Source organism: Caulobacter sp. UNC279MFTsu5.1 (genome assembly GCF_900114015.1).
Classification (GTDB): Bacteria; Pseudomonadota; Alphaproteobacteria; order Caulobacterales; family Caulobacteraceae; genus Caulobacter.
The window spans coordinates 1-18,376 of record NZ_FORN01000055.1 but is presented as its reverse complement, the minus strand read 5'-3'; the positions used below and the strand labels follow the sequence as shown (position 1 = coordinate 18,376).

The window sequence follows — 18,376 nt, the reverse complement described above, 5'->3', positions numbered from 1 at the left end:
GATCCCCGACCCTAGTCGATCCTGATCCATCGTTTCAGCCGCAGCAGGCGCGAAATGTCGCGCAGCCGGCGCTTCAACCCGGGCGGGGCCTTGGCCAGGCGCGATTCCGCGATGATCACCGCCCACGCGCCCCAATCGCGCAGCCGAAGGAACAGCGCCAATCCCCAGGCGCGCCTCACGCCAGCACCTGATCGGTGATCTCGCCCACCACCGTCCGCCAGCTGTAGCGGCCGGAGGCGACGATCTCGTCATGGGCCCGATCGGCCATCGCCTGGGCGCGCCGCGGGTCCCGGCTGGCGTCCAGGGCCGCCTCGATGTCCGACAGGTCGCGACGCACCGGCTGGTAGTGGACGCCGGCCTCCAGCACGCCGCTGTAGTCGCCCTCCACCAGCACCTGAAAGGTCCGGGTCGCCACGGCCTCGAGATGGCGCGGCGACATCGCGCGAATTTCGGCCTCCCGCGCCAGCACGACGGCCGAGGCCGGCGGCGTCCACCCTTCCGGACCTGACGATGCCGGATCGCTGGTCGGCAGCTCGCCCGCCGGATCGACCAGCGACGAGCCGCCCTCGACCCCGACCACCGCCCGGCTGGCGCCCAGCAGGCGGATCCAGGCGTCGCCGACCAGCCGGCGCTGGCCGTCGACCGCCACGTCCGCGCGATGACCGCGGGCTTGGGCCCAGGCCTCCGCCCGCAAGCCGACCTCGCGCTTCAGCCGGCCCATCTCGCCCAGCCAGGCCGGCGTCTCCCAGGCCCGATAGCTGACCGCGATCGATCGCCCCGCCAGGTCGCTGGACGCCCGCCGCGCCAAGCCGTCGTCGACATAGGCGGTCAGGAAGCGCCGCAGGGCGTACGGCCTTTGCACCACCGGATAGACGCCGCCCCACAGCGCCGGTTCGAGCGCGGTCAGCAGCAGGTCGATTCGCGCCTCGACCAGGACATCGCGCAGCGGCTGGAGGCCGAGGAACTCGTCCAGCGGCGCGGCGACTCGGCGCGCCCGCGCCGGGACCGCGTCCATCGCCCGTCGCAGTCCGCTCAGGCCGACCGGCGTATAGCGCGCGGCCAGGGCCGTCGCGTCGACCATCACCAGTTCGGGGTCCAGCCGGGTGATCCAGGCCGGATTGAACGGAAATCCGATGTTGAGGAACGTCACCGGCCCGGGGAAATAGGCCTTCCAGGCGAAGATGCGCTGGTGCTCCCAGCGGCGCATCGGCCACTGGCCGCGCCAGTTGTACAGGACCAGGGCGGTCGGCCGGTTCCCCATGCGCGGCGGACTAGGCGACGCGGGGCCCGGCCCGCCCCTCGGCCGCGAGACGAGCAGGGAGCAATCGCGAAGCCATCAACGCCGTCCTGACTGGAAGCGCCTGGCGCGCTCGCCCCAGCGTCGGCGGCGTCGGCGGTCGCTGTCAACGCCTAAGGGCGTCGCCCTGGGCCGCGCGCAGGGTCTCGGACGGCGACTCGCCGAACATCGCCCGATAGGCGCCGGAAAACCGTCCCAGCTCCCAGAAGCCCTGATCCAGCGCCACCTGGGTCACCGTGGTCGGTCGGACGCCGGCCTCCAGCAGCCGGGCCCGAGCCGCCGACATGTTCTTCAGCCGCAGATAGGCCTTCGGGCTGATGTCCAGCAGGTCGCGGAAGGCGCGGTAGAGCGTCCGGCGCGAGATGTTCAGGGCCAGGCAGAGGTCCTCGATCTGCACGACCTGCCGGGCGCCGCCGCTTTCCAGGAAGTCCTCGGCGCCGCGCACGATGCGGGCGGCGTTCAGCACGCCCTGCCGACGCCCGCCCTCAACCCTGACCGCGGCCAGGGCCGTCAGCACGCCGTCCAGCAGTTCGTCGCGCAGGAAGGCGACGGCGCCGCTCGGCACGCCGGCGCCCAGGGCCCGCAGCATGCCAGAGCAGCCTTGCAGCACGCGCTTGCACGCGGCCCGCGCCTCGGGCGGCGGCGAATAGACGGCCGGCTCGGTCCAGAAACAGGGGTCGGCCAGCCATTCGAAGGCCTCGGCCCGTTGCATCACCAGGCCCCACGGCGCGGTGACGACGGCGTAGGCGACGCGCCCCTGGAACCGCCCGTCCAGCTCGCCGCCCGGCGGGATGGCGACGATGTCGCCCTCCTCGACCCGATGGCCCCACTGGTTGAGCACGCCCTCCTGCTCCATCACCGACACCAGGCTGAAGGCCTTGCGGGCCATGACCCCACGGACGCGGAGGTCGCCGTCGAACGCCCCGGCGTCGAATCCCATGTCGCCCAGGTTCGCCCGCAGCAGATGGCCGCGGCAGGGCTCCGGCGTCAGCTGGGTGATCGCCAGGTCGCGCCCGTCGGCATGGGCCCAGACCTCGTGCGGGCCCTGGGTCTCGCGGACCACGACATGACCCAGGGCGACCGCCGCCCGCGCCCCGAACGACCGCTGCTCGTCCAGCGTCCCGGCGACCAGCCCGTCCTCGGCCGGATCGCCGCCCCCCGGCTCGACTTGCCGCCAGCCGGCGTTCGACCAGGATCGCAGATGAGGTTCTTTCACGCTTTCATTGTCCATCGAACCTCTCCTGGCGGGGACGACGCGATCAGCAGCATCCACGTCATGACCTTGAGGCGACCGCAGCTGTCGTCGCACCCGATTCACCCTGTTGAGGATGCCATGGTCGATTTGCGTTGTAAGTAAGGTGAAACCACTAGAAAGCATCGAAATAGCAGACAAAATTACAACTTTTCGAATGGCTTAGCTTGGTAACCAATTTTTAGGTATAGTTAATTTGTCGTTATTCATTAATACACAAAATGCCTAGGCATAGACGCGCGATTGGCACTTGCCGCATAGCAAACCGAGAGATTCGGAAGAAACATGATGGCGAAACGGGGTCACGGAGGACTCTATGGTTCGTCAAACTTGGAAGGAAATGGCGATCTTCGGAAAACGGAATCTCGCGGAGACTCCCGGCGCCCCGCGGGAGCGGGACCGCCTGGCGCAGGCCTTGCGCGACATGAAGGCCGCCTGCGACGGCGAACGGCGGCAAAGGCGCCAGATCGCGGAAAGCGGCGCCCGCCAGCTGAGTCGGGCCCAGGCCGTGCTGCGCGAGGCCGAGACCCGCCAGCGCGACGCCGAGGCGGCGCTGCGCCGGGCTCGGCGGATGGCCGCGGTCGGCTGGATGGCCGCCGAGGCCTGCCGCGACATGACCGCCCTGCACGCGGTGGCCGCCAGGGCCCTGACCGCGTCCCGCGAACGCCTGCAGGGCGACCACCGGACGGTCAACGAGATCGACTGGGCCCTGGGCGGCCTGAACCAGGCCGAGCAGATGCTGGAGCGGGTGACCGCCTATCTCGACGCCCGCCGCGAGAACACCCAATGCGCTCACATCGACGGGCTGCTGAGCAGAACTTAACCGGCTCCGCCGCCACCAGACCTGTCATCCCGGACAAGCGCGTAGCGCGCCGATCCGGGACCGACGCCTGAGCTCGGCGCTTCCGGCGGTCCCGGATCTTCACCCGGCTTCGCCGGGCTCGTCCGGGATGACAAACCCAGATAGTCCCGGCTTCACGCCTCGATGTCGACGTCCTTGGTTTCCTTCAGGAACAGGACGCCCACCACGGCGGTCACCCCGGCCACCACGATCGGGTACCAGAGGCCGTAATAGATGTTGCCCGTGGCCGCGACCATGGCGAAGGCCGTGGTCGGCAGGAAGCCTCCGAACCAGCCGTTGCCGATGTGGTAGGGCAGGCTCATCGAGGTGTAGCGGATGTTGGTGGGGAACAGTTCGACCAGCATGGCGGCGATCGGGCCGTAGACCATGGTCACGTACAGCACCAGGATCGCCAGCACCGCCACCACCAGCGGCTTGTTGATCAGGGCGTCGTCGGCCTTGGCCGGATAGCCGGCGGCCTTCAGGGCCGCGCCCAGATCCTTTTCCCACGCCGTCTTGCGAGCCTTGAAGGCCGCCTTGTCGAGGGTCTGGCCCGGGAACGAGGCGAGGGTCGTCGCGCCGATCTTCACTTGGGCGATCGAGCCGGCCGGGGCGACCTGGTTGCTGTAGGTGACGCCGGCCTTGGCCAGGTACGACTTGGCCAGGTCGCACGAGCGGTTGAACACCGTCTTGCCCACCGGGTCGAACTGGAACGAGCAGTCGGCCGGGTCGGCCACGACCGTCACCGGCGCGCTGGCCACGGCGGCGGCCAGCCGAGGATTGGCGGCCGTCGTCAGGGTCTTGAACAGCGGGAAATAGGTCAGGGCCGCCAGGATGCAGCCCAGCATGATGATCGGCTTGCGGCCGATCCTGTCCGACAGCCAGCCGAAGAACACGAAGAACGGCGTGCCGATCAGCAGGGCGACGGCGACCAGCAGGTTGGTCGTGCCGCCGTCGACCTTGAGCATCTTCTCCAGGAAGAACAGGGCGTAGAACTGGCCGGTATACCAGACCACCGCCTGGCCGGCGGTCAGCCCCGCCAGGGCCAGCAGCACGATCTTCAGGTTGCCCCACTTGGCGAACGAGTCGACCAGGGGCTGCTTGCTGCCCTTGCCCTCGTCGACCATGCGCTGGAACGACGGGCTCTCGGCCAGTTGCAGGCGGATCCACAGCGACACGCCCAGCAGCAGCACCGAGATCAGGAACGGGATGCGCCAGCCGAAGGCCTCGAAGGCGTCGGGGCCGGTCGCGTTGCGGGTCAGCAGGATCACCACCAGGCTGAGGAACAGGCCGAAGGTGGCCGTCACCTGGATGAAGCTGGTGTAGAAGCCGCGGCGCCCGGGCGGGGCGTGCTCGGCGACATAGGTCGCGGCGCCGCCGTACTCGCCGCCCAGGGCCAGGCCCTGGACCAGGCGCATGATCACCAGGGCGATGGGCGCGGCGATGCCGATGCTGGCGTAGCTGGGCAGCAGGCCGACCGTGAAGGTCGACAGGCCCATCAGCAGCATGGTGACCAGGAAGGTGTTCTTGCGACCCCACAGGTCGCCCAGCCGGCCGAACACCAGGGCCCCGAACGGCCGCACCGCGAACCCGGCGGCGAAGGCCAGCAGGGCGAAGATATAGCCGGTGGTCTCGTTGACCCCCGAGAAGAAGTGCTTGGTGATGTAGGTGGCCAGCGAGCCGTAGAGGTAGAAGTCGTACCACTCGAACACCGTGCCGACCGAGGCGGCTCCGATGACCAGGGCGTCCTTGCGCCCAACGGCGCGACCGCCCTTGGCGCCCTTTACCGTTTGCACCGTTTGCGCGGCGTCGCTTCCCATTCGCATCTCCCCCGTCGCCGCTCTGGGCGATCCAACGCTGTTACCGCAACCATCATGACGGGCGTTCGCGGCGTTGGCGAGAGGCTATACATGAACCGGACGAAAGCCGAAGCGTTGGCTAAAAGGAATCTTCGGCGTCTCATTTTACGGGACGAGACAAGCGATCCGGGAGCCTGATGAGCGTCGTCGCGGCCTATATCTACAAGGACGGCGTCCGGGCCCGCGAGGTCAGCCTCGACAAGGACGACGCCCTGGCCGTCAAGCCGGGCGAGTTTGTCTGGATCGGCCTGTACGAGCCCGCCGCGGCCGAGCTGGCCCGGCTGCAGACCCGCTTCAAGCTGCACCCGCTGGCGATCGAGGACGCGCTCAACGCCCACCAGCGGCCCAAGGTCGAGGTCTATGGCCGCGAACTGTTCGTGGTGGCTCGCACCGCCCAATTGGTCGACGCCCAGATCGCCTACGGCGAGACGGCGATCTTCGTCGGCCAGGGCCACCTGATCACCGTGCGCCACGGCTCAGCCCGCGCCCACACCGAGCTGCGCGCCCAGCTGGAGGCCTCACCGACCCTGCTGGCCAAGGGTTCGGATTACGTGCTGCACGCCGTGCTCGACTTCGTGGTCGACGGCTACCTGCCGATCATCCAGGCCCTGGAGGATGAGGTGCTGGACATCGAGCGCCGCACGCTCGAGGCCTTCCTCAGCCACGCCGAGGTCAAGCGCCTGTTCCACCTGCGGCGCGACCTGATCCGCTTCAAGCGGGTGCTGTCGCCGATGGCCGAGGTCTGCGGGCGGCTGGAGCACCTGGAGACCCCCTGCCTGGACAACGACGTCCGTCCCTATTTCCGCGACGTGCTCGACCATACCCAGAAGGTCGAGGGCATGGTCGACGCCCTGCGCGAGGTGATCACCTCGGTGTTCGAGGCCGCCTCGCTGCTGGAACAGCAGCGGCAGAGCGCCATCACCCGCAAGCTGGCCGCCTGGGCCGCCATCCTGGCCGTGCCGACGGCGGTGGCCGGCATCTACGGCATGAACTTCGAGCACATGCCGGAGCTGAAGTGGACGTGGGGCTATCCCGCGGTGATGGCCGGCGTCGCGGCGGTGATTGGGTGGCTGTACTGGCGGTTCAAGAGGAACGGGTGGCTTTGAGGGCGCCGCCGGAGCCCCCGCTGCGCGGTGAGGAGAAGAACGGCGCGGCATCCTCCTCCCCCGTGAAACGGGGAAGGTGTCGGCGTAGCCGACGGAGGGGGCGTCCAGCGCCGTCAGCTAGCTCGCCCAGGCCCGCGCCGGGTGCAGGAACCGCCCCGCCTCGGCGCCGTCGCGCAGGAACACCCGCACCTCGGCGGCGTGGCCGGAGGCGGCCAGGCGATTGGCCAGGTCGCGGGCGGCGGCTTCGGCCCGGCCGCCGCGCTCGAAGGTGAGGTCGGCTTCAAGGGCTTCGGAGCGCACGGACCAGCCTTGTTCGGCGGGGGCGACGGAAATCAACAGAGCCATGACGAGCTCCTTACGCAGATCGGATTCAAGAGCGCCGCAGAAAGGGCGCGAACGAGCGGCTGTCGGGGCGGCGGAACCGACCCGAAACATCGAGGTCAGATCGGCATTCGCCCTACGAGGGGATGACATCGACACATCTTATAGGCTCGCAATTTCACAACTTGACGACAGCATTACGGGCGGAACGCAACCGACGCGATGCAGAACTCCTGGGTCCGTTTTTAGTTTCTCGGGTCGTTCGACGATCTGCGGCTGGGGCCAGAAAATCTGCCGCGACTCAATTCCTATCTTTTTGATAGATTTTCAACGGCGACGTCTTTTCCCTCCCCTTAGGCGGCGCCGGCGCGCGCCGCGCGGACCCGTCGGGGGATGGGTGTCCGCGCGGCGCGTTTAGCGTTCTGCGTCCTTCGAGGCTCGGCTTCGCCTCGCACCTCAGGATGAGGAATTCAGCAAACGTCCCTCGTCCTGAGGCGCCCGCGCAGCGGCCTCGAAGGAGGCACCGCGCCTCAGCAGCGATCCAGATGCGCCTTGATCAGCGCCCGGCCGGCCCGCGCCACGGCCCGCACCGGACCGCCGGGCCCCAGGGTCACCCGGGCGGTGTAGGAGCCCTCCATCAGCAGCATCAGGCCGTCGGCCAGGTCGTCATCCGCGGCGCCCGCCCGCCGGCACAGGTCGACCAAGCGGGCGTGGAGCTGCTGCTTGTAGGCCACCGACACCTTCTGGGCCGGATGGTCGGCCTCGTGCAGCTCGATGGCGGCGTTGGACAACGGGCAGCCGTGGACGTCGGCGTTGCAGGCCTTGGTCTCGAAGGCGTCGAAGATCGCCTCCAGCTGGGCCCGCGGATCGCCGCAGGTGCAGCCGGTCACCTCGTCCCACCACGCCCAGTAGTCGCGCTCCTGTTCGCGCAACACCTCGGCGACCAACTCATCCTTGGACGGGAAGTTGCGGTACAGCGTCATCTTGGTGGCCTCGGCCTCGGCGGCGATCGCCTCGACCCCCACCGCGCGGATGCCGTGCTGATAGAACAGCTCGCGGGCCGTTTCGAAGATCCGGTCGCGGGCCGGACGTTTGGACAACGGGACGCACACGGGCGCCTCCAGATCGTCCACCTTGCCCCCGCCAGAATTTCTCTCAGCCATTTTCACAGCACCTCACCTTGACGTGAGAGTTACCGGTCAGTATCTCTCACCGCGTGAATGATACCGAACGGTACCGTCACATACGACTACATCGTCACAGATGGACGTCACGTCAAGCAACAGCAACTGCGACATTTGATCCTTTAGCCCCGGAACGGAGCGCGAGCCATGCCCCCGAGCGCAAGCCAAGACATCGCCCCGCCCGCCAAGGCCGCCTGGCTGGCCGGCCCCGCCCGGTCCCTCCGCAGGCTGATCGCCCAAGGCGCCGACGGCCCGTCCGGTCGGGACTGGGCCGCGTCGCCGAAAACCCGATCCAAATCCCGGCGCCCCGTCTGGGAATAGAAACAATCCCGCGTCTCCTCCCCCGCTTCTTCTGTCCGACAGGTACGCCGATGTCCCTCCGCCCCGCCTTCACCTCGTTCGCCGGCCTGGCCGCCATGGCCGTGCTGGCCGCCTGCAGCGCCCAGGCCAAGCAGGAAGCCGCCCCGCCGCCCGCCCAGGTCACCGTCACCGCGGTGGCCTTCAAGGACCTGCGCCAGTGGGACGACTTCACCGGCCGCCTCGAAGCCATCGACACCGTCGACATCCGGCCGCGCGTCAGCGGTTTCATCGACGGCGCCCGGTTCGAGGAGGGCGCCCGGATCCGCAAGGGCCAGGTGCTGTTCCAGATCGACCCGCGTCCCTACCAGGCCGAGGCCAACCGCGCCCAGGCCGAGGTGGCCCGCGCCAAGGCCCAGCTGGACCTGGCCGTCGTCAACCGCGAGCGCGGCCGCCGGCTGATCGAGCAGAACGCCCTGGCCCAGAGCGAGTTCGACCGCCTCTCCGCCGAGGAAAAGGCCGCCCAGGCCAATCTCGGCGCCGCCAACGCCGCCTACCAGACCGCCCGCCTGAACCTGGAATGGACCCGCGTGGTCTCGCCGATCGACGGCCGGGTCTCCAAGGCGGTGATCACCCGCGGCAACCTGGTCACCCCGTCCGACCTGCTGACCACCGTGGTCAGCGACACCCCGATCTACGCCACCTTCAACGCCGACGAGCAGACCTTCCTGAAGTACGCGTCGGCCGAGCGCGGCAAGGCCAGCCCGGTCTATATGGGCCTGATGACCGAGGACGGCTATCCGCACCAAGGCCAGCTGAAGTTCATCGACAACGCCCTGGACGCCAAGAGCGGCACGATCAACGGCCGGGCGATCTTCGCCAACGCCGACGGCCGGTTCACGCCCGGCCTGTTCGCCCGCATCCGCATGGTCAGCGACAGCTCGCAGACGGTGGCCCTGGCCCCCGACCGCGCCGTCGCCACCGACCTGGGCAAGCGCTATGTCGTGGTGGTCGGCGCCAACAACAAGGCCGAGTATCGCCCGGTCGAGATCGGTCCGCTGGCCGGCAACCTGCGCATCATCCGCACGGGCCTGAAGCCCGGCGACCGGGTGATCGTCGGCGGCCTGCAGAAGGTCAAGCCGGGCGACACCGTCAACCCGGTGATCGTCAAGACCGACCTGTCGACCGACCTCGCCCAGTTCGAGACCGGCCCGCAGCGCGTCGCGATGATCAACAGCGTCGGCCAGAACTAAGGCTCGCCTGACCGGCCCGCTTCGAACCCTCGGAGCGGGCGAAGATGAGCGCCTGGCGGCGTTCGACGCCCCCTCCTTGCCTCCTCCCCCCTACTCGCCCGAAAAAGGCGCCTCCCATGAATTTCTCAAAGTTCTTCGTGAACCGGCCGCGCTTCGCCGCCGTGCTCTCGATCGTCATCTTCATCGCCGGGCTGGTGGCGCTGCCGCGCCTGCCGATCTCGGAATATCCCGAGGTGGTGCCGCCGACCGTGGTCGTGCGCGCCGCCTATCCAGGCGCCAACCCCGCCGTCATCGGCCAGACCGTCGCCGCCCCGCTGGAGCAGGCGATCAACGGCGTCGAAGGCATGATCTACCAGTCGTCGCAATCGGCGTCCGACGGGGCGATGATCCTGACCGTCACCTTCGCCCTGGGCACCGACCTCGACAAGGCCCAGGTGCAGGTCCAGAACCGCGTCGCCCAGGCCTTGCCGAAGCTGCCCCAGGAGGTGCAGCGCATCGGCGTGACCACCGACAAGGCATCGCCCGACCTGACCCTGGTCGTGCACATGATCTCGCCCAACAACCGCTACGACATGCTCTATCTGAGCAACTACGCGCAGCTGAACGTCCGCGACCGCCTCAAGCGCGTCGACGGCGTGGGCGACGTGCAGATCTTCGGGGCCGGCGCCTATTCGATGCGGGTGTGGCTGGACCCTGAAAAGCTGGCCTCGCTGAACATGACGGCCGGCGACGTGGTCAAGGCCCTGCGCGAGCAGAACGTCCAGGTCGCCGCCGGCCAGCTGGGCGCGCCGCCGACCAATGTCGGCGCGGACTTCCAGCTGTCGATCAACGCCCCCGGCCGCCTGACCGACGAGGAGCAGTTCCGCGAGGTCATCATCCGCTCGGGCGCCAACGGCGAGATCACCCACCTGGGCGACGTGGCCCGCGTGGAGATGGGAGCCAACAACTACGCCCTGCGCAGCCTGCTCGACAACAAGTCGGCCGTGGCCATGCCGATCTTCCAGCGCCCGGGCTCCAACGCCCTGGCCATGGCCGCCGACATCAAGAAGACGATGAAGGAGCTGAAGAAGGAGTTCCCCGAGGGCGTCGACTACGAGATCATCTACGACACCACCGCCTTCGTGCAGGAATCCATCAACTCGGTGGTCCACACCCTGATCGAGGCGATCATCCTGGTGGTGCTGGTGGTGGTGCTGTTCCTGCAGGGCTGGCGCGCCTCGATCATTCCGCTGATCGCCGTGCCCATCTCGCTGATCGGCACCTTCGCCGTGCTGCTGATGCTGGGCTTCGGCCTCAACGCCCTGACCCTGTTCGGCCTGGTGTTGGCCATCGGCATCGTCGTCGACGACGCCATCGTCGTGGTCGAGAACGTCGAGCGCAACATCACCAACGGCCTCGAGCCGGTCGCGGCCACCCGCAAGGCCATGAGCGAGGTCACCGGACCGATCATCTCCACGGCCCTGGTGCTGTGCGCGGTGTTCATCCCCACCGCCTTCATCAGCGGCCTGTCGGGCCAGTTCTACCGCCAGTTCGCCCTGACCATCGCCATCTCGACGGTGATCTCGGCCTTCAACTCCCTGACCCTGTCGCCGGCCCTGGCCGCGGTGCTCCTGAAGTCGCATGACGCGCCCAAGGATCGTTTCCAGAAGCTGATCGACGCGGCCCTGGGCTGGCTGTTCAACCCGTTCAACCGCTTCTTCGCCAAGGCCTCCAACGGCTATGTCCGCAATGTCGGCCGCACCCTGGGCAAGTCGACCGCCGGCCTGGTGGTCTACGGGATCCTGCTGGCCCTGACGATCGGGGCCTTCATGAAGACCCCCGGCGGCTTCGTGCCCCAGCAGGACAAGGCCTATGTGGTCGCCGTCGTGCAGTTGCCCGACGCGGCCTCGCTGGACCGCACCGAGGCGGTGATCCGCCAGATGGGCGACATCGCCATGAAGGTGCCGGGCATCAAGCACTCGGTGGCCTTCCCCGGCCTGTCGGCCAACGGCTTCATCAACAGCCCCAACTCCGGCGCGGTGTTCTTCCCGCTGGACGACTTCAAGAACCGCAAGAGCCACGACCTGTCGGCCAACGCCATCGTCGGCCAGCTGAACGCCAAGTTCGGCGCCATCCCCGACGCCCAGATCGCGGTCTTCCCGCCGCCTTCGGTGCAGGGGCTGGGCACGATCGGCGGCTTCCGCATGCAGATCGTCGACCGCGCGGGCCTTGGCCCCGAGGAGCTGAATAAGCAGACCCAGAACCTGATCGACAAGGCCCGCAAGGATCCCGCCCTGGCCGGCGTGTTCTCGACCTACCAGGTCAGCGTGCCGAAGATCGAGGCCAACATCGATCGCGAGAAGGCCCGGGCCTCGGGCGTGTCCCTGACTGACCTGTTCGAGACCATGCAGGTCTATCTGGGCTCGCTGTACGTCAACGACTTCAACCGCTTTGGCCGCACCTACGAGGTCAACGTCCAGGCCGACCAGAAATTCCGCATGCAGCCCGAGCAGATGCTGCGCCTGCAGACCCGCAACGGCCAGGGCCAGATGATCCCGCTGGGCGCCTTTGTCAGCTTCAAGGAGGCCACCGGCCCCGACCGCGAGAGCCACTACAACGGCGTGCTCACGGCCGAGATCAACGGCGGCCCGGCCCCCGGCTACTCGACGGGCCAGGCCCAGAAGGCGCTGGAGGACCTGGCCAAGCAGGAGCTGCCCAACGGCATGGGCTATGAGTGGACCGAGCTGACCTACCAGCAGATTCTGGCGGGCAACACGGCGGTCTACATCTTCCCGCTCTGCGTGCTGCTGGCCTTCCTGGTGCTGGTCGCCCAGTACGAAAGCTGGAGCCTGCCGCTGGTGGTCATCCTGATCGTGCCGATGACCCTGCTGTCGGCCCTGGCCGGCGTGCTGCTGACCCATGGCGACAACAACATCTTCACCCAGATCGGGCTGATCGTGCTGGTGGGGCTGGCGTGCAAGAACGCCATCCTGATCGTCGAGTTCGCCAAGGAACGCGAGGAGCATGGCGACACGCCGCTGCAGGCGGTGCTGGAGGCCTGCCGCCTGCGCCTGCGGCCGATCCTGATGACCTCGATCGCCTTCATCATGGGCGTGTGGCCGCTGGTCGTCTCCCACGGAGCGGGCGCGGAGATGCGCCGGGCCATGGGCGTGGCGGTGTTCTCCGGCATGCTGGGGGTGACGGTCTTCGGCCTGGTCCTGACCCCGATCTTCTACTTCGTGATCCGCCGCAACACCGCCCGCCGGGCGGCCATGAAGGCGGCCAAGCAAACGACGACCGCCGTGGAGGCGCACTGATGAACGCCTCCACGGTCAAAGCCCAAAACGACCGTCATCCCGGACGAAGCGCGCAGCGCGAAGATCCGGGACCGACGCCTGAACTCAGCGCTTCCGGCGATCCCGGATCTGCGCTTCGCTTGTCCGGGATGACAACTTCCATGACGACGTTGAGACTTGCTCTGACCATCGGCGCTTCGGCGCTCCTCCTGGCCGCCTGCGCCGTCGGCCCGGACTACAAGACCCCGGTCCAGGCTCCGGTCGTCCTGCAGAACGCCCCGGCCGGCGCCTTCTCGACCGCCAATCCCGAGGCCCAGTGGTGGAAGGCGTTCAACGACCCGGTGCTGGACGGCCTGGTCGGCCAGGCCCTGGCCGGCAACCTCGACATCAAGGTCGCGGTCGCCCGGGTCGACGAGGCCCGCGCCCTGTTCAAGGACGCCCGCCTGGACCAGCTGCCTCGGGTCACCGCCGACGGGTCCTACGTCAAGAGCGACCAGCAGCAGCCGGGCTCGAACGGCCAGCGGGTGGAGAGCCAGACCTACCAGGCCGGCTTCGACGCCGGCTGGGAGATCGACCTGTTCGGCCGCGTCCGCCGGGGCGTGGAATCGGCCCGGGCCGAGGCGGGGGCGGCGCAGGCCGACCTGCGCGACGCCCAGGTGACCATCGCCGCCGAGGTGGCCCGCAATTACCTGGAGCTGCGCGGCGCCCAGGCCCGTCTGGCCGTGGCCAACCGCAACCTCGACACCCAGCGCGAGACCCTGCGCCTGACCCAGGTGCGCTACAACGCCGGGGCCGGCAGCCCGATCGACGTCGCCAGCGCCCAGGCCCGCCTCAACGCCACCGAGGCGGCGATCCCGGCCCTGATCACCGCCGAGAAGCGGGCCAACTACCGGCTCTGCGTGCTGGTCGGCAAGCGGCCGGGTGAGCTGGACGCGGTGCTGGCCGGCCCCCAGGCCGGCAAGGACGCCGAGGTCACGCCGCTGATCGCCGCCCTGCCGATCGGCGACGCCGCCGACCTGCTGCGCCGGCGCCCCGACGTCCAGGCGGCCGAGCGACGCCTGGCCGCCCAGACCGCCAAGGTGGGAGTGGCCACCGCCGACCTGTTCCCCCGCGTGCGGGTGACGGGGTTCATCGGCTTCCTGTCGGGCACGAGCTCGGGCTTCGGCAACGCGGCCAGCCAGGCCTGGTCGGTGGCCCCGTCGGTCAGCTGGCCGGCCCTGGACCTGGGCGGCGCTCACCAACGGCTGAAGGCCGCGCAGGCCCGCAACGACGCCAGCCTGGCCGTCTACGACCAGACCGTGCTGCGGGCGCTGGAGGACCTGGAGACCGCCCTGGTCGCCTACCGCCAGCAGCAGGCCCAGCTGGTTAGCCTGACCAACCAGGCCGCCGCTTCCCGCCGCGCCGCCGAACTGGCCCGCATCCAGTACAAGGAAGGCGGCATCGACTTCCTGGTGCTGCTGGACGCCGAGCGGACGCTGCTGGCGGCGGAGGACTCGCTGACGGTCGCCGAGACCGGCGTGAACACCAACGTCGTGGCGATCTACAAGGCGCTGGGCGGCGGGTGGACCTCGTAAAAGTTATCCACAGGCCTCGCGCTTCCTTCTCCCCTTGCGGGAGAAGGTGGCCCGCGCAGCGGGTCGGATGAGGGGTCCAAGACCAGGTCCGCCGCGATCAGCCAAAAGGCCGATCGCGGCGGTTTTCGTTTGAGAGACCCCTCAAAGTCCTTCACCGCTACGCCTTCGCCTCCGTGGCGAAAGGACAGCCTCAGCGGGGCTTGGAGGACGGCCTTGCGATCCTCGGCCCAAGCCAGGATCTTTTCCAGATCGCCGAACAGCCGCACGTCATGCTCGCCGCGCCGCTCGGTCGGGGTGACGACGATCTTCTCAACGAGCGCCCGCAAGGCTGTCGCCGCCTCGGTGCGGTTGTCCGGGTCGGCGAGCGCTTCGGTCAAACGCTCGACCTTGCGGCGGTATAGCTCGGCGATGTTGGGGTGAATGTCAGGAACGTCGCGCGGGGCTTCGGCCATGGCCGCCTCGATGGCGGCGACCTCGGCCTCCAACTCGCGAAGGCGCCCCACCATCCCCGGCGTATATTCGCCCTCCTCGATCATGGTGAGGATGCCCTTTGCCGCCTTGCGCGCCTTCTCCAAGCGCTGGCGATCCACCGCCTCGTTGGCCCGGCGCTCGTGGTTGAGCCGGTTGGTCTCCTCGATGAACGACCGCATCGCCTCGGCCGCGATCTGCGGCGTCAGCAACCGGTCGCGTAGACCTGTCAGCACCCGCGCCTCCAATCGCTCGGCGACCAGCGTGGTCTTGTTGGAGCAGCCCTTTCCGGTGATCCGGCCCAGACAGACCATGCGGCCATTGCCCCGACGGGTAATCACCCCGCCACAGACGCCACAGGCGACCAGACCTGACAGTAAGCTCATCGGTCGCCGCGCCGCCGATGCCGCGCCCAACAGGCGCTTGCCGTCCGCGACGGCCTGCTCGTAGACACGCGAGAACTCCTCCTGCCGGGCCTTGGCGGCCTCCCACAAGGCGTCATCGACGATCCGCAGATGCGGAACGTCGGCGTGGACCCACTCGCTCTCGGGATTGGCCCGGCGCTTGACCCCGCCCGTGTCCGGGTCGCGAAGGTCCCTGGCCCGGTTCCAGACCATGCGGCCGACATAGAGGGGGTTGTTGAGGATGCCGTGGACGCCGTTCGACTTGCCGCGAATGGTCTGCGAACTCCAGGCCCGCCCGCGCGGCGCCGGGACGCCCGCCTCATTGAGCGCCAGGGCGATCTGGCGCGGGCTCTTGCCGGCGGCATAGTCGCGGAACACGCCCCTGACCACCTCGGCCTGCTCGGGGATGATCTCACGCTCTCCGGTCGTCACCTTGCCGGCGGCGTCGAAGGCGCGAACGACGCGATAGCCATAACACTTGTTGCCGCTGGCCTTGCCGGCCTCGACCCGGCCACGAAGGCCCCGATGGGTCTTGGCGGCCAGCTCCTTGAGGAAGAGCGCGTTCATCGTGCCCTTGAGCCCGACATGAAGTTCGCTGATCTCGCCCTCCGACAGGGTGATGATCGGCACGCCCGCGAACCGTAGGCGCTTGAAGAGCGCGGCGATGTCCTCCTGATCGCGGCTGAGCCGGTCCAACGCCTCGGCTAAGACCAGGTCGAACCTGCCCGCCATGGCCTCGTGCAGCAGCGATCGAACTCCAGGTCGGAGGATCATCGTCGAACCGGAGATCGCCGCATCCGAATAGCGCCCGACGGTCGTCCATCCCTGGCGATCGGCGTAGATCTGGCACACCCGAAACTGATCCTCGATCGAGGCCGCCGACTGCTTGTCATCGGAATAGCGAGCGTAAAGCGCGACGCGGGCCATCGGTAAACTCCCTTCAAGCTGGGGTGTCATCGTTCTCGGCATTGGCCGCCGCCATCCGCCGCGCGAACTCCTCGCGCGCGATCTGACGACCGATCAGCCGCGCCAGCGTTATCAGCGCGGCGTGGCCCTTCTCGCTGATCGGCGGGCCGTCGTTGGCGGGGGTTAGGGTCTGCGAAGGCGGGGGAGAGGACGCGTCCATGCTTGGCTCCACAACTGGAGCCAACAGGGTTTGGGGCGCACCGCCCCAGGTCAAAGGCTGGCCTGGGCGCGATGCGCCCTCAGTGGTCGAACTTTGGCGAACTCCGGAGAGCTTACCGGATACCCCCGACGCCAATGGGAAAGGAAAGCGAAGACCGAAATTTTGTTGGGTCAAAGCCGCCAGACGCGCCAGACCGGCAATCAACCCATGGGTCGCACGCAACGATCTGGCGTTCGGGTCCCAAATCACCGCGCTTAAACCGGCAACGATTTGGGGGCGTAAGCCGCGCCACAGCCGGGGCAACAAGACCGCGACAGAAATTTCCAGGCCTTGCGGACGAAAGGCCACGCATCTCCGCGCTCGAACTCCATGATGCGATAGGCGACCGCGAGCTGAGCCGACGCGTCTTGTATGGTTTGAGGGGTAAGCTTGCTCAGGGGCTTCAAGGCCTCCCTGCAAACACCCCCGAGACGCCGACATTCAGCATCCACGGCGTCCATCTCTGGCCCCATCGGCAAAGCCCGAATCTGAGCCTGCGTGAGCTTGAAGTAGTCGAACTGGCGGACCGCCAAGGTCTCAAGCTCCGACCAGCGCCGGGCGAGACGGTCGATCTCCAAGTCCAGAGCTATCCAATCGGCGCACTGCGCGGGGATATCGACGGCGACAACGGCCGGAGATCCCCGCGCAGCCCCCGCCAACGGAACCGCAGCACTGGCGCCGATCACGGCGCGACGTGAGATCGCAGGCAGGCGCGTGCTGTCGCCCGCCTTTCGGCGCTGGCCCATAGCGTAGGTCCTGATTCAGTGGTTATTGTTTTGATATCACATCAACGAATCTAGATCAATGCAAAACGATCATGAGAGTGGAAAACAATACCCAAATGCTGACCGCTGAGCAGATTCGTGCGGCTCGTGGGCTCTTGGATTGGAGCCAACCGCAGCTCGCAGAAGCCGCCAAGCTCTCTTTGCCGACGGTTCGCCGTATGGAGGGGCCCATCGGTCCCGGCCGAAGCACGGTTGCCAATGTCGAGGCGATCCGGCGCGCGTTCGAGGATGCGGGCGTTGTATTCCTCGGCGTCGGGGAGAGCAGTTCGGGCGGGCTGGGAGTCCGATTTAAGGTCGATAGCTAGCGGTTAAGCCGCAGGCGCGCAGCGCCTGACTAGGCTTACACCGCTTGCCGAGCCAAAGCCGGGCGGTGAGCGGCCGGTCAAGGGTGCGCGAAGCGCATCGCCGCAGGCGGCGGCAAAGCCGCCCTTGAGGGGGCGGTCACCGTCTGGCCGACGACGAAGTCGTCAATGCCAAGAACCAGACTCTCGCGAATTCTGTTCAGGGTGGAAATCAGACCAAAGGCCAATCTAAGGACCCGTGACACCTACGCCGACGCCAACGTAGGCGACGCGTCCCCCCACATCTTCAAGCGACACCTGCCATCGTTTGGATACGAACCAGCTACGGGTTCGGCGATCACCTGAATCGCAGTAGAGAAAAGTCGTTGGCCCTCTAACGACCTGCTTGCCATCGCTGTTCGCATAGTCCGCATAGCTCTCGTGAACCACACGCGAACACTTGAACCCGCCTCGACGCATGGTCTGTTCCGCTTGTGTTATCGGCGTGCCAATAGGCACCTGAGCCACGACAGCTGCTTTGGTGCTTAAGGCGTCCGCCTGCATCAGGCTTAGAACGTCCTCGATCATGTTCCGCAACATGCATCGGTGCGCGAAGGTCCGCAACGGGTGGATCATCGCCCTTAGGCCCAGGCCCGACGGCGGACGTTGAGCGGGTCCGCATCATGTGCAGGCGCCAAGTTCGCTCTTTGTCTGAGAACAAGCGCGAAACGGGGCGCAGATTCGGACAACCCATGAGAACCACGAGTGGCCACTGGCGCTCTAGGCGCAAGGCGCGCGTGGTCCCGCCTCTGACCGATTTTGTCGCCGAGGCTCCAGATCAACCGGCGACGCCGGAAGGAGGCGGGACAAGCTCGACCCTAGGGTGCTAAGAGCTTGGCTGTATTGCCGTGGGGGCTGGCTGTTATGCGATTGGTGTTGGGCGTGGTGGCCGGCGCGACGTTGGTCGCCGTGCCGATCGGAGCGTTGGCGGCCGGCCAGGCGGGGCCGGCCCAA

General features: G+C 67.8%; 15 protein-coding genes and 1 pseudogene. 7 read left to right on the top strand and 9 right to left on the bottom strand.

Annotation, left to right across the window (positions count from 1 at the left end):
- Positions 1-11: 11 nt before the first annotated feature.
- From BM066_RS26580 to BM066_RS22745, 3 genes are all read right to left on the bottom strand, one after another.
- Positions 12-161, bottom strand: a complete 150-nt coding sequence (locus tag BM066_RS26580) for a hypothetical protein (protein WP_018061293.1) — start codon at positions 159-161, stop codon at positions 12-14.
- Positions 162-175: 14 nt separating this feature from the next.
- A complete protein-coding gene (locus BM066_RS22750) occupies positions 176-1,261 on the bottom strand; it encodes a hypothetical protein (RefSeq protein WP_018061292.1) in 1,086 nt (361 codons plus the stop codon).
- A gap of 142 nt (positions 1,262-1,403) precedes the next feature.
- The gene (locus tag BM066_RS22745) at positions 1,404-2,513 is read right to left on the bottom strand and encodes a helix-turn-helix domain-containing protein (protein ID WP_255367697.1); all 1,110 of its coding nucleotides are present in this window, start codon (positions 2,511-2,513) and stop codon (positions 1,404-1,406) included.
- Between the two features lie 460 nt (positions 2,514-2,973).
- Here BM066_RS22745 and BM066_RS22740 point away from each other — a divergent pair, with 460 nt between their 5' ends.
- A complete protein-coding gene (locus BM066_RS22740) occupies positions 2,974-3,372 on the top strand; it encodes a hypothetical protein (protein ID WP_255367701.1) in 399 nt (132 codons plus the stop codon).
- Positions 3,373-3,524: 152 nt separating this feature from the next.
- On the opposite strand, the gene BM066_RS22735 is transcribed toward BM066_RS22740, so the two are convergent.
- Complete coding sequence (locus BM066_RS22735; RefSeq protein WP_089930475.1) at positions 3,525-5,210, bottom strand: MFS transporter; 1,686 nt, start codon at positions 5,208-5,210, stop codon at positions 3,525-3,527.
- Between the two features lie 176 nt (positions 5,211-5,386).
- Here BM066_RS22735 and corA point away from each other — a divergent pair, with 176 nt between their 5' ends.
- The gene (gene corA, locus BM066_RS22730) at positions 5,387-6,355 is read left to right on the top strand and encodes a magnesium/cobalt transporter CorA (protein ID WP_018061452.1); all 969 of its coding nucleotides are present in this window, start codon (positions 5,387-5,389) and stop codon (positions 6,353-6,355) included.
- Between the two features lie 117 nt (positions 6,356-6,472).
- On the opposite strand, the gene BM066_RS22725 is transcribed toward corA, so the two are convergent.
- A complete protein-coding gene (locus BM066_RS22725) occupies positions 6,473-6,700 on the bottom strand; it encodes a hypothetical protein (protein ID WP_018061451.1) in 228 nt (75 codons plus the stop codon).
- A gap of 394 nt (positions 6,701-7,094) precedes the next feature.
- Between BM066_RS22725 and BM066_RS27300 the strand changes: the two are divergent.
- Positions 7,095-7,185, top strand: a pseudogene (locus BM066_RS27300) (hypothetical protein); the annotation flags it as partial.
- A gap of 21 nt (positions 7,186-7,206) precedes the next feature.
- On the opposite strand, the gene BM066_RS22720 reads toward BM066_RS27300, so the two are convergent.
- Entirely contained in the window at positions 7,207-7,839 is a 633-nt protein-coding gene (locus BM066_RS22720; RefSeq protein ID WP_026176458.1) for a TetR/AcrR family transcriptional regulator, read from the bottom strand.
- Positions 7,840-8,231: 392 nt separating this feature from the next.
- Here BM066_RS22720 and BM066_RS22715 point away from each other — a divergent pair, with 392 nt between their 5' ends.
- The 3 genes from BM066_RS22715 to BM066_RS22705 all read left to right on the top strand — a co-directional run bounded on the left by BM066_RS22715 (position 8,232) and on the right by BM066_RS22705 (position 14,259).
- A complete protein-coding gene (locus BM066_RS22715) occupies positions 8,232-9,410 on the top strand; it encodes an efflux RND transporter periplasmic adaptor subunit (RefSeq protein ID WP_018061448.1) in 1,179 nt (392 codons plus the stop codon).
- A gap of 116 nt (positions 9,411-9,526) precedes the next feature.
- Positions 9,527-12,706 (top strand): efflux RND transporter permease subunit, encoded by a 3,180-nt coding sequence (locus BM066_RS22710; protein WP_018061447.1) that lies wholly within the window; start codon positions 9,527-9,529, stop codon positions 12,704-12,706.
- A gap of 140 nt (positions 12,707-12,846) precedes the next feature.
- Positions 12,847-14,259, top strand: a complete 1,413-nt coding sequence (locus BM066_RS22705; RefSeq protein ID WP_089930472.1) for an efflux transporter outer membrane subunit — start codon at positions 12,847-12,849, stop codon at positions 14,257-14,259.
- On the opposite strand, the gene BM066_RS22700 is transcribed toward BM066_RS22705, so the two are convergent.
- From BM066_RS22700 to BM066_RS22690, 3 genes are all read right to left on the bottom strand, one after another.
- Entirely contained in the window at positions 14,226-16,058 is a 1,833-nt protein-coding gene (locus BM066_RS22700; protein WP_018061251.1) for a recombinase family protein, read from the bottom strand. The genes BM066_RS22705 and BM066_RS22700 overlap by 34 nt on opposite strands.
- Positions 16,059-16,071: 13 nt before the next feature.
- Positions 16,072-16,257 carry a hypothetical protein gene (locus BM066_RS22695; RefSeq protein WP_018061250.1) on the bottom strand — a complete coding sequence of 62 codons (186 nt, stop codon included), beginning with the start codon at positions 16,255-16,257 and terminating at the stop codon, positions 16,072-16,074.
- 254 nt (positions 16,258-16,511) lie between these two features.
- A complete protein-coding gene (locus tag BM066_RS22690) occupies positions 16,512-16,874 on the bottom strand; it encodes a hypothetical protein (protein ID WP_255367695.1) in 363 nt (120 codons plus the stop codon).
- Positions 16,875-17,137: 263 nt separating this feature from the next.
- Between BM066_RS22690 and BM066_RS22685 the strand changes: the two genes are divergently transcribed.
- Positions 17,138-17,386 carry a helix-turn-helix domain-containing protein gene (locus tag BM066_RS22685; protein ID WP_026176417.1) on the top strand — a complete coding sequence of 83 codons (249 nt, stop codon included), beginning with the start codon at positions 17,138-17,140 and terminating at the stop codon, positions 17,384-17,386.
- Positions 17,387-18,376 lie beyond the last annotated feature (990 nt).

Bases quoted from the DNA above. Each gene is read 5' to 3' on its own strand.
- BM066_RS22750 (WP_018061292.1), bottom strand. From the start codon at position 1,261: ATGGGGAACCGGCCGACCGCCCTGGTCCTGTACAACTGGCGCGGCCAG.
- BM066_RS22740 (WP_255367701.1), top strand. From the start codon at position 2,974: ATGAAGGCCGCCTGCGACGGCGAACGGCGGCAAAGGCGCCAGATCGCG.
- BM066_RS22735 (WP_089930475.1), bottom strand. From the start codon at position 5,210: ATGGGAAGCGACGCCGCGCAAACGGTGCAAACGGTAAAGGGCGCCAAG.
- corA (WP_018061452.1), top strand. From the start codon at position 5,387: ATGAGCGTCGTCGCGGCCTATATCTACAAGGACGGCGTCCGGGCCCGC.
- BM066_RS22725 (WP_018061451.1), bottom strand. From the start codon at position 6,700: ATGGCTCTGTTGATTTCCGTCGCCCCCGCCGAACAAGGCTGGTCCGTG.
- BM066_RS22720 (WP_026176458.1), bottom strand. From the start codon at position 7,839: ATGGCTGAGAGAAATTCTGGCGGGGGCAAGGTGGACGATCTGGAGGCG.
- BM066_RS22715 (WP_018061448.1), top strand. From the start codon at position 8,232: ATGTCCCTCCGCCCCGCCTTCACCTCGTTCGCCGGCCTGGCCGCCATG.
- BM066_RS22710 (WP_018061447.1), top strand. From the start codon at position 9,527: ATGAATTTCTCAAAGTTCTTCGTGAACCGGCCGCGCTTCGCCGCCGTG.
- BM066_RS22705 (WP_089930472.1), top strand. From the start codon at position 12,847: ATGACGACGTTGAGACTTGCTCTGACCATCGGCGCTTCGGCGCTCCTC.
- BM066_RS22700 (WP_018061251.1), bottom strand. From the start codon at position 16,058: ATGGCCCGCGTCGCGCTTTACGCTCGCTATTCCGATGACAAGCAGTCG.
- BM066_RS22695 (WP_018061250.1), bottom strand. From the start codon at position 16,257: ATGGACGCGTCCTCTCCCCCGCCTTCGCAGACCCTAACCCCCGCCAAC.
- BM066_RS22685 (WP_026176417.1), top strand. From the start codon at position 17,138: ATGCTGACCGCTGAGCAGATTCGTGCGGCTCGTGGGCTCTTGGATTGG.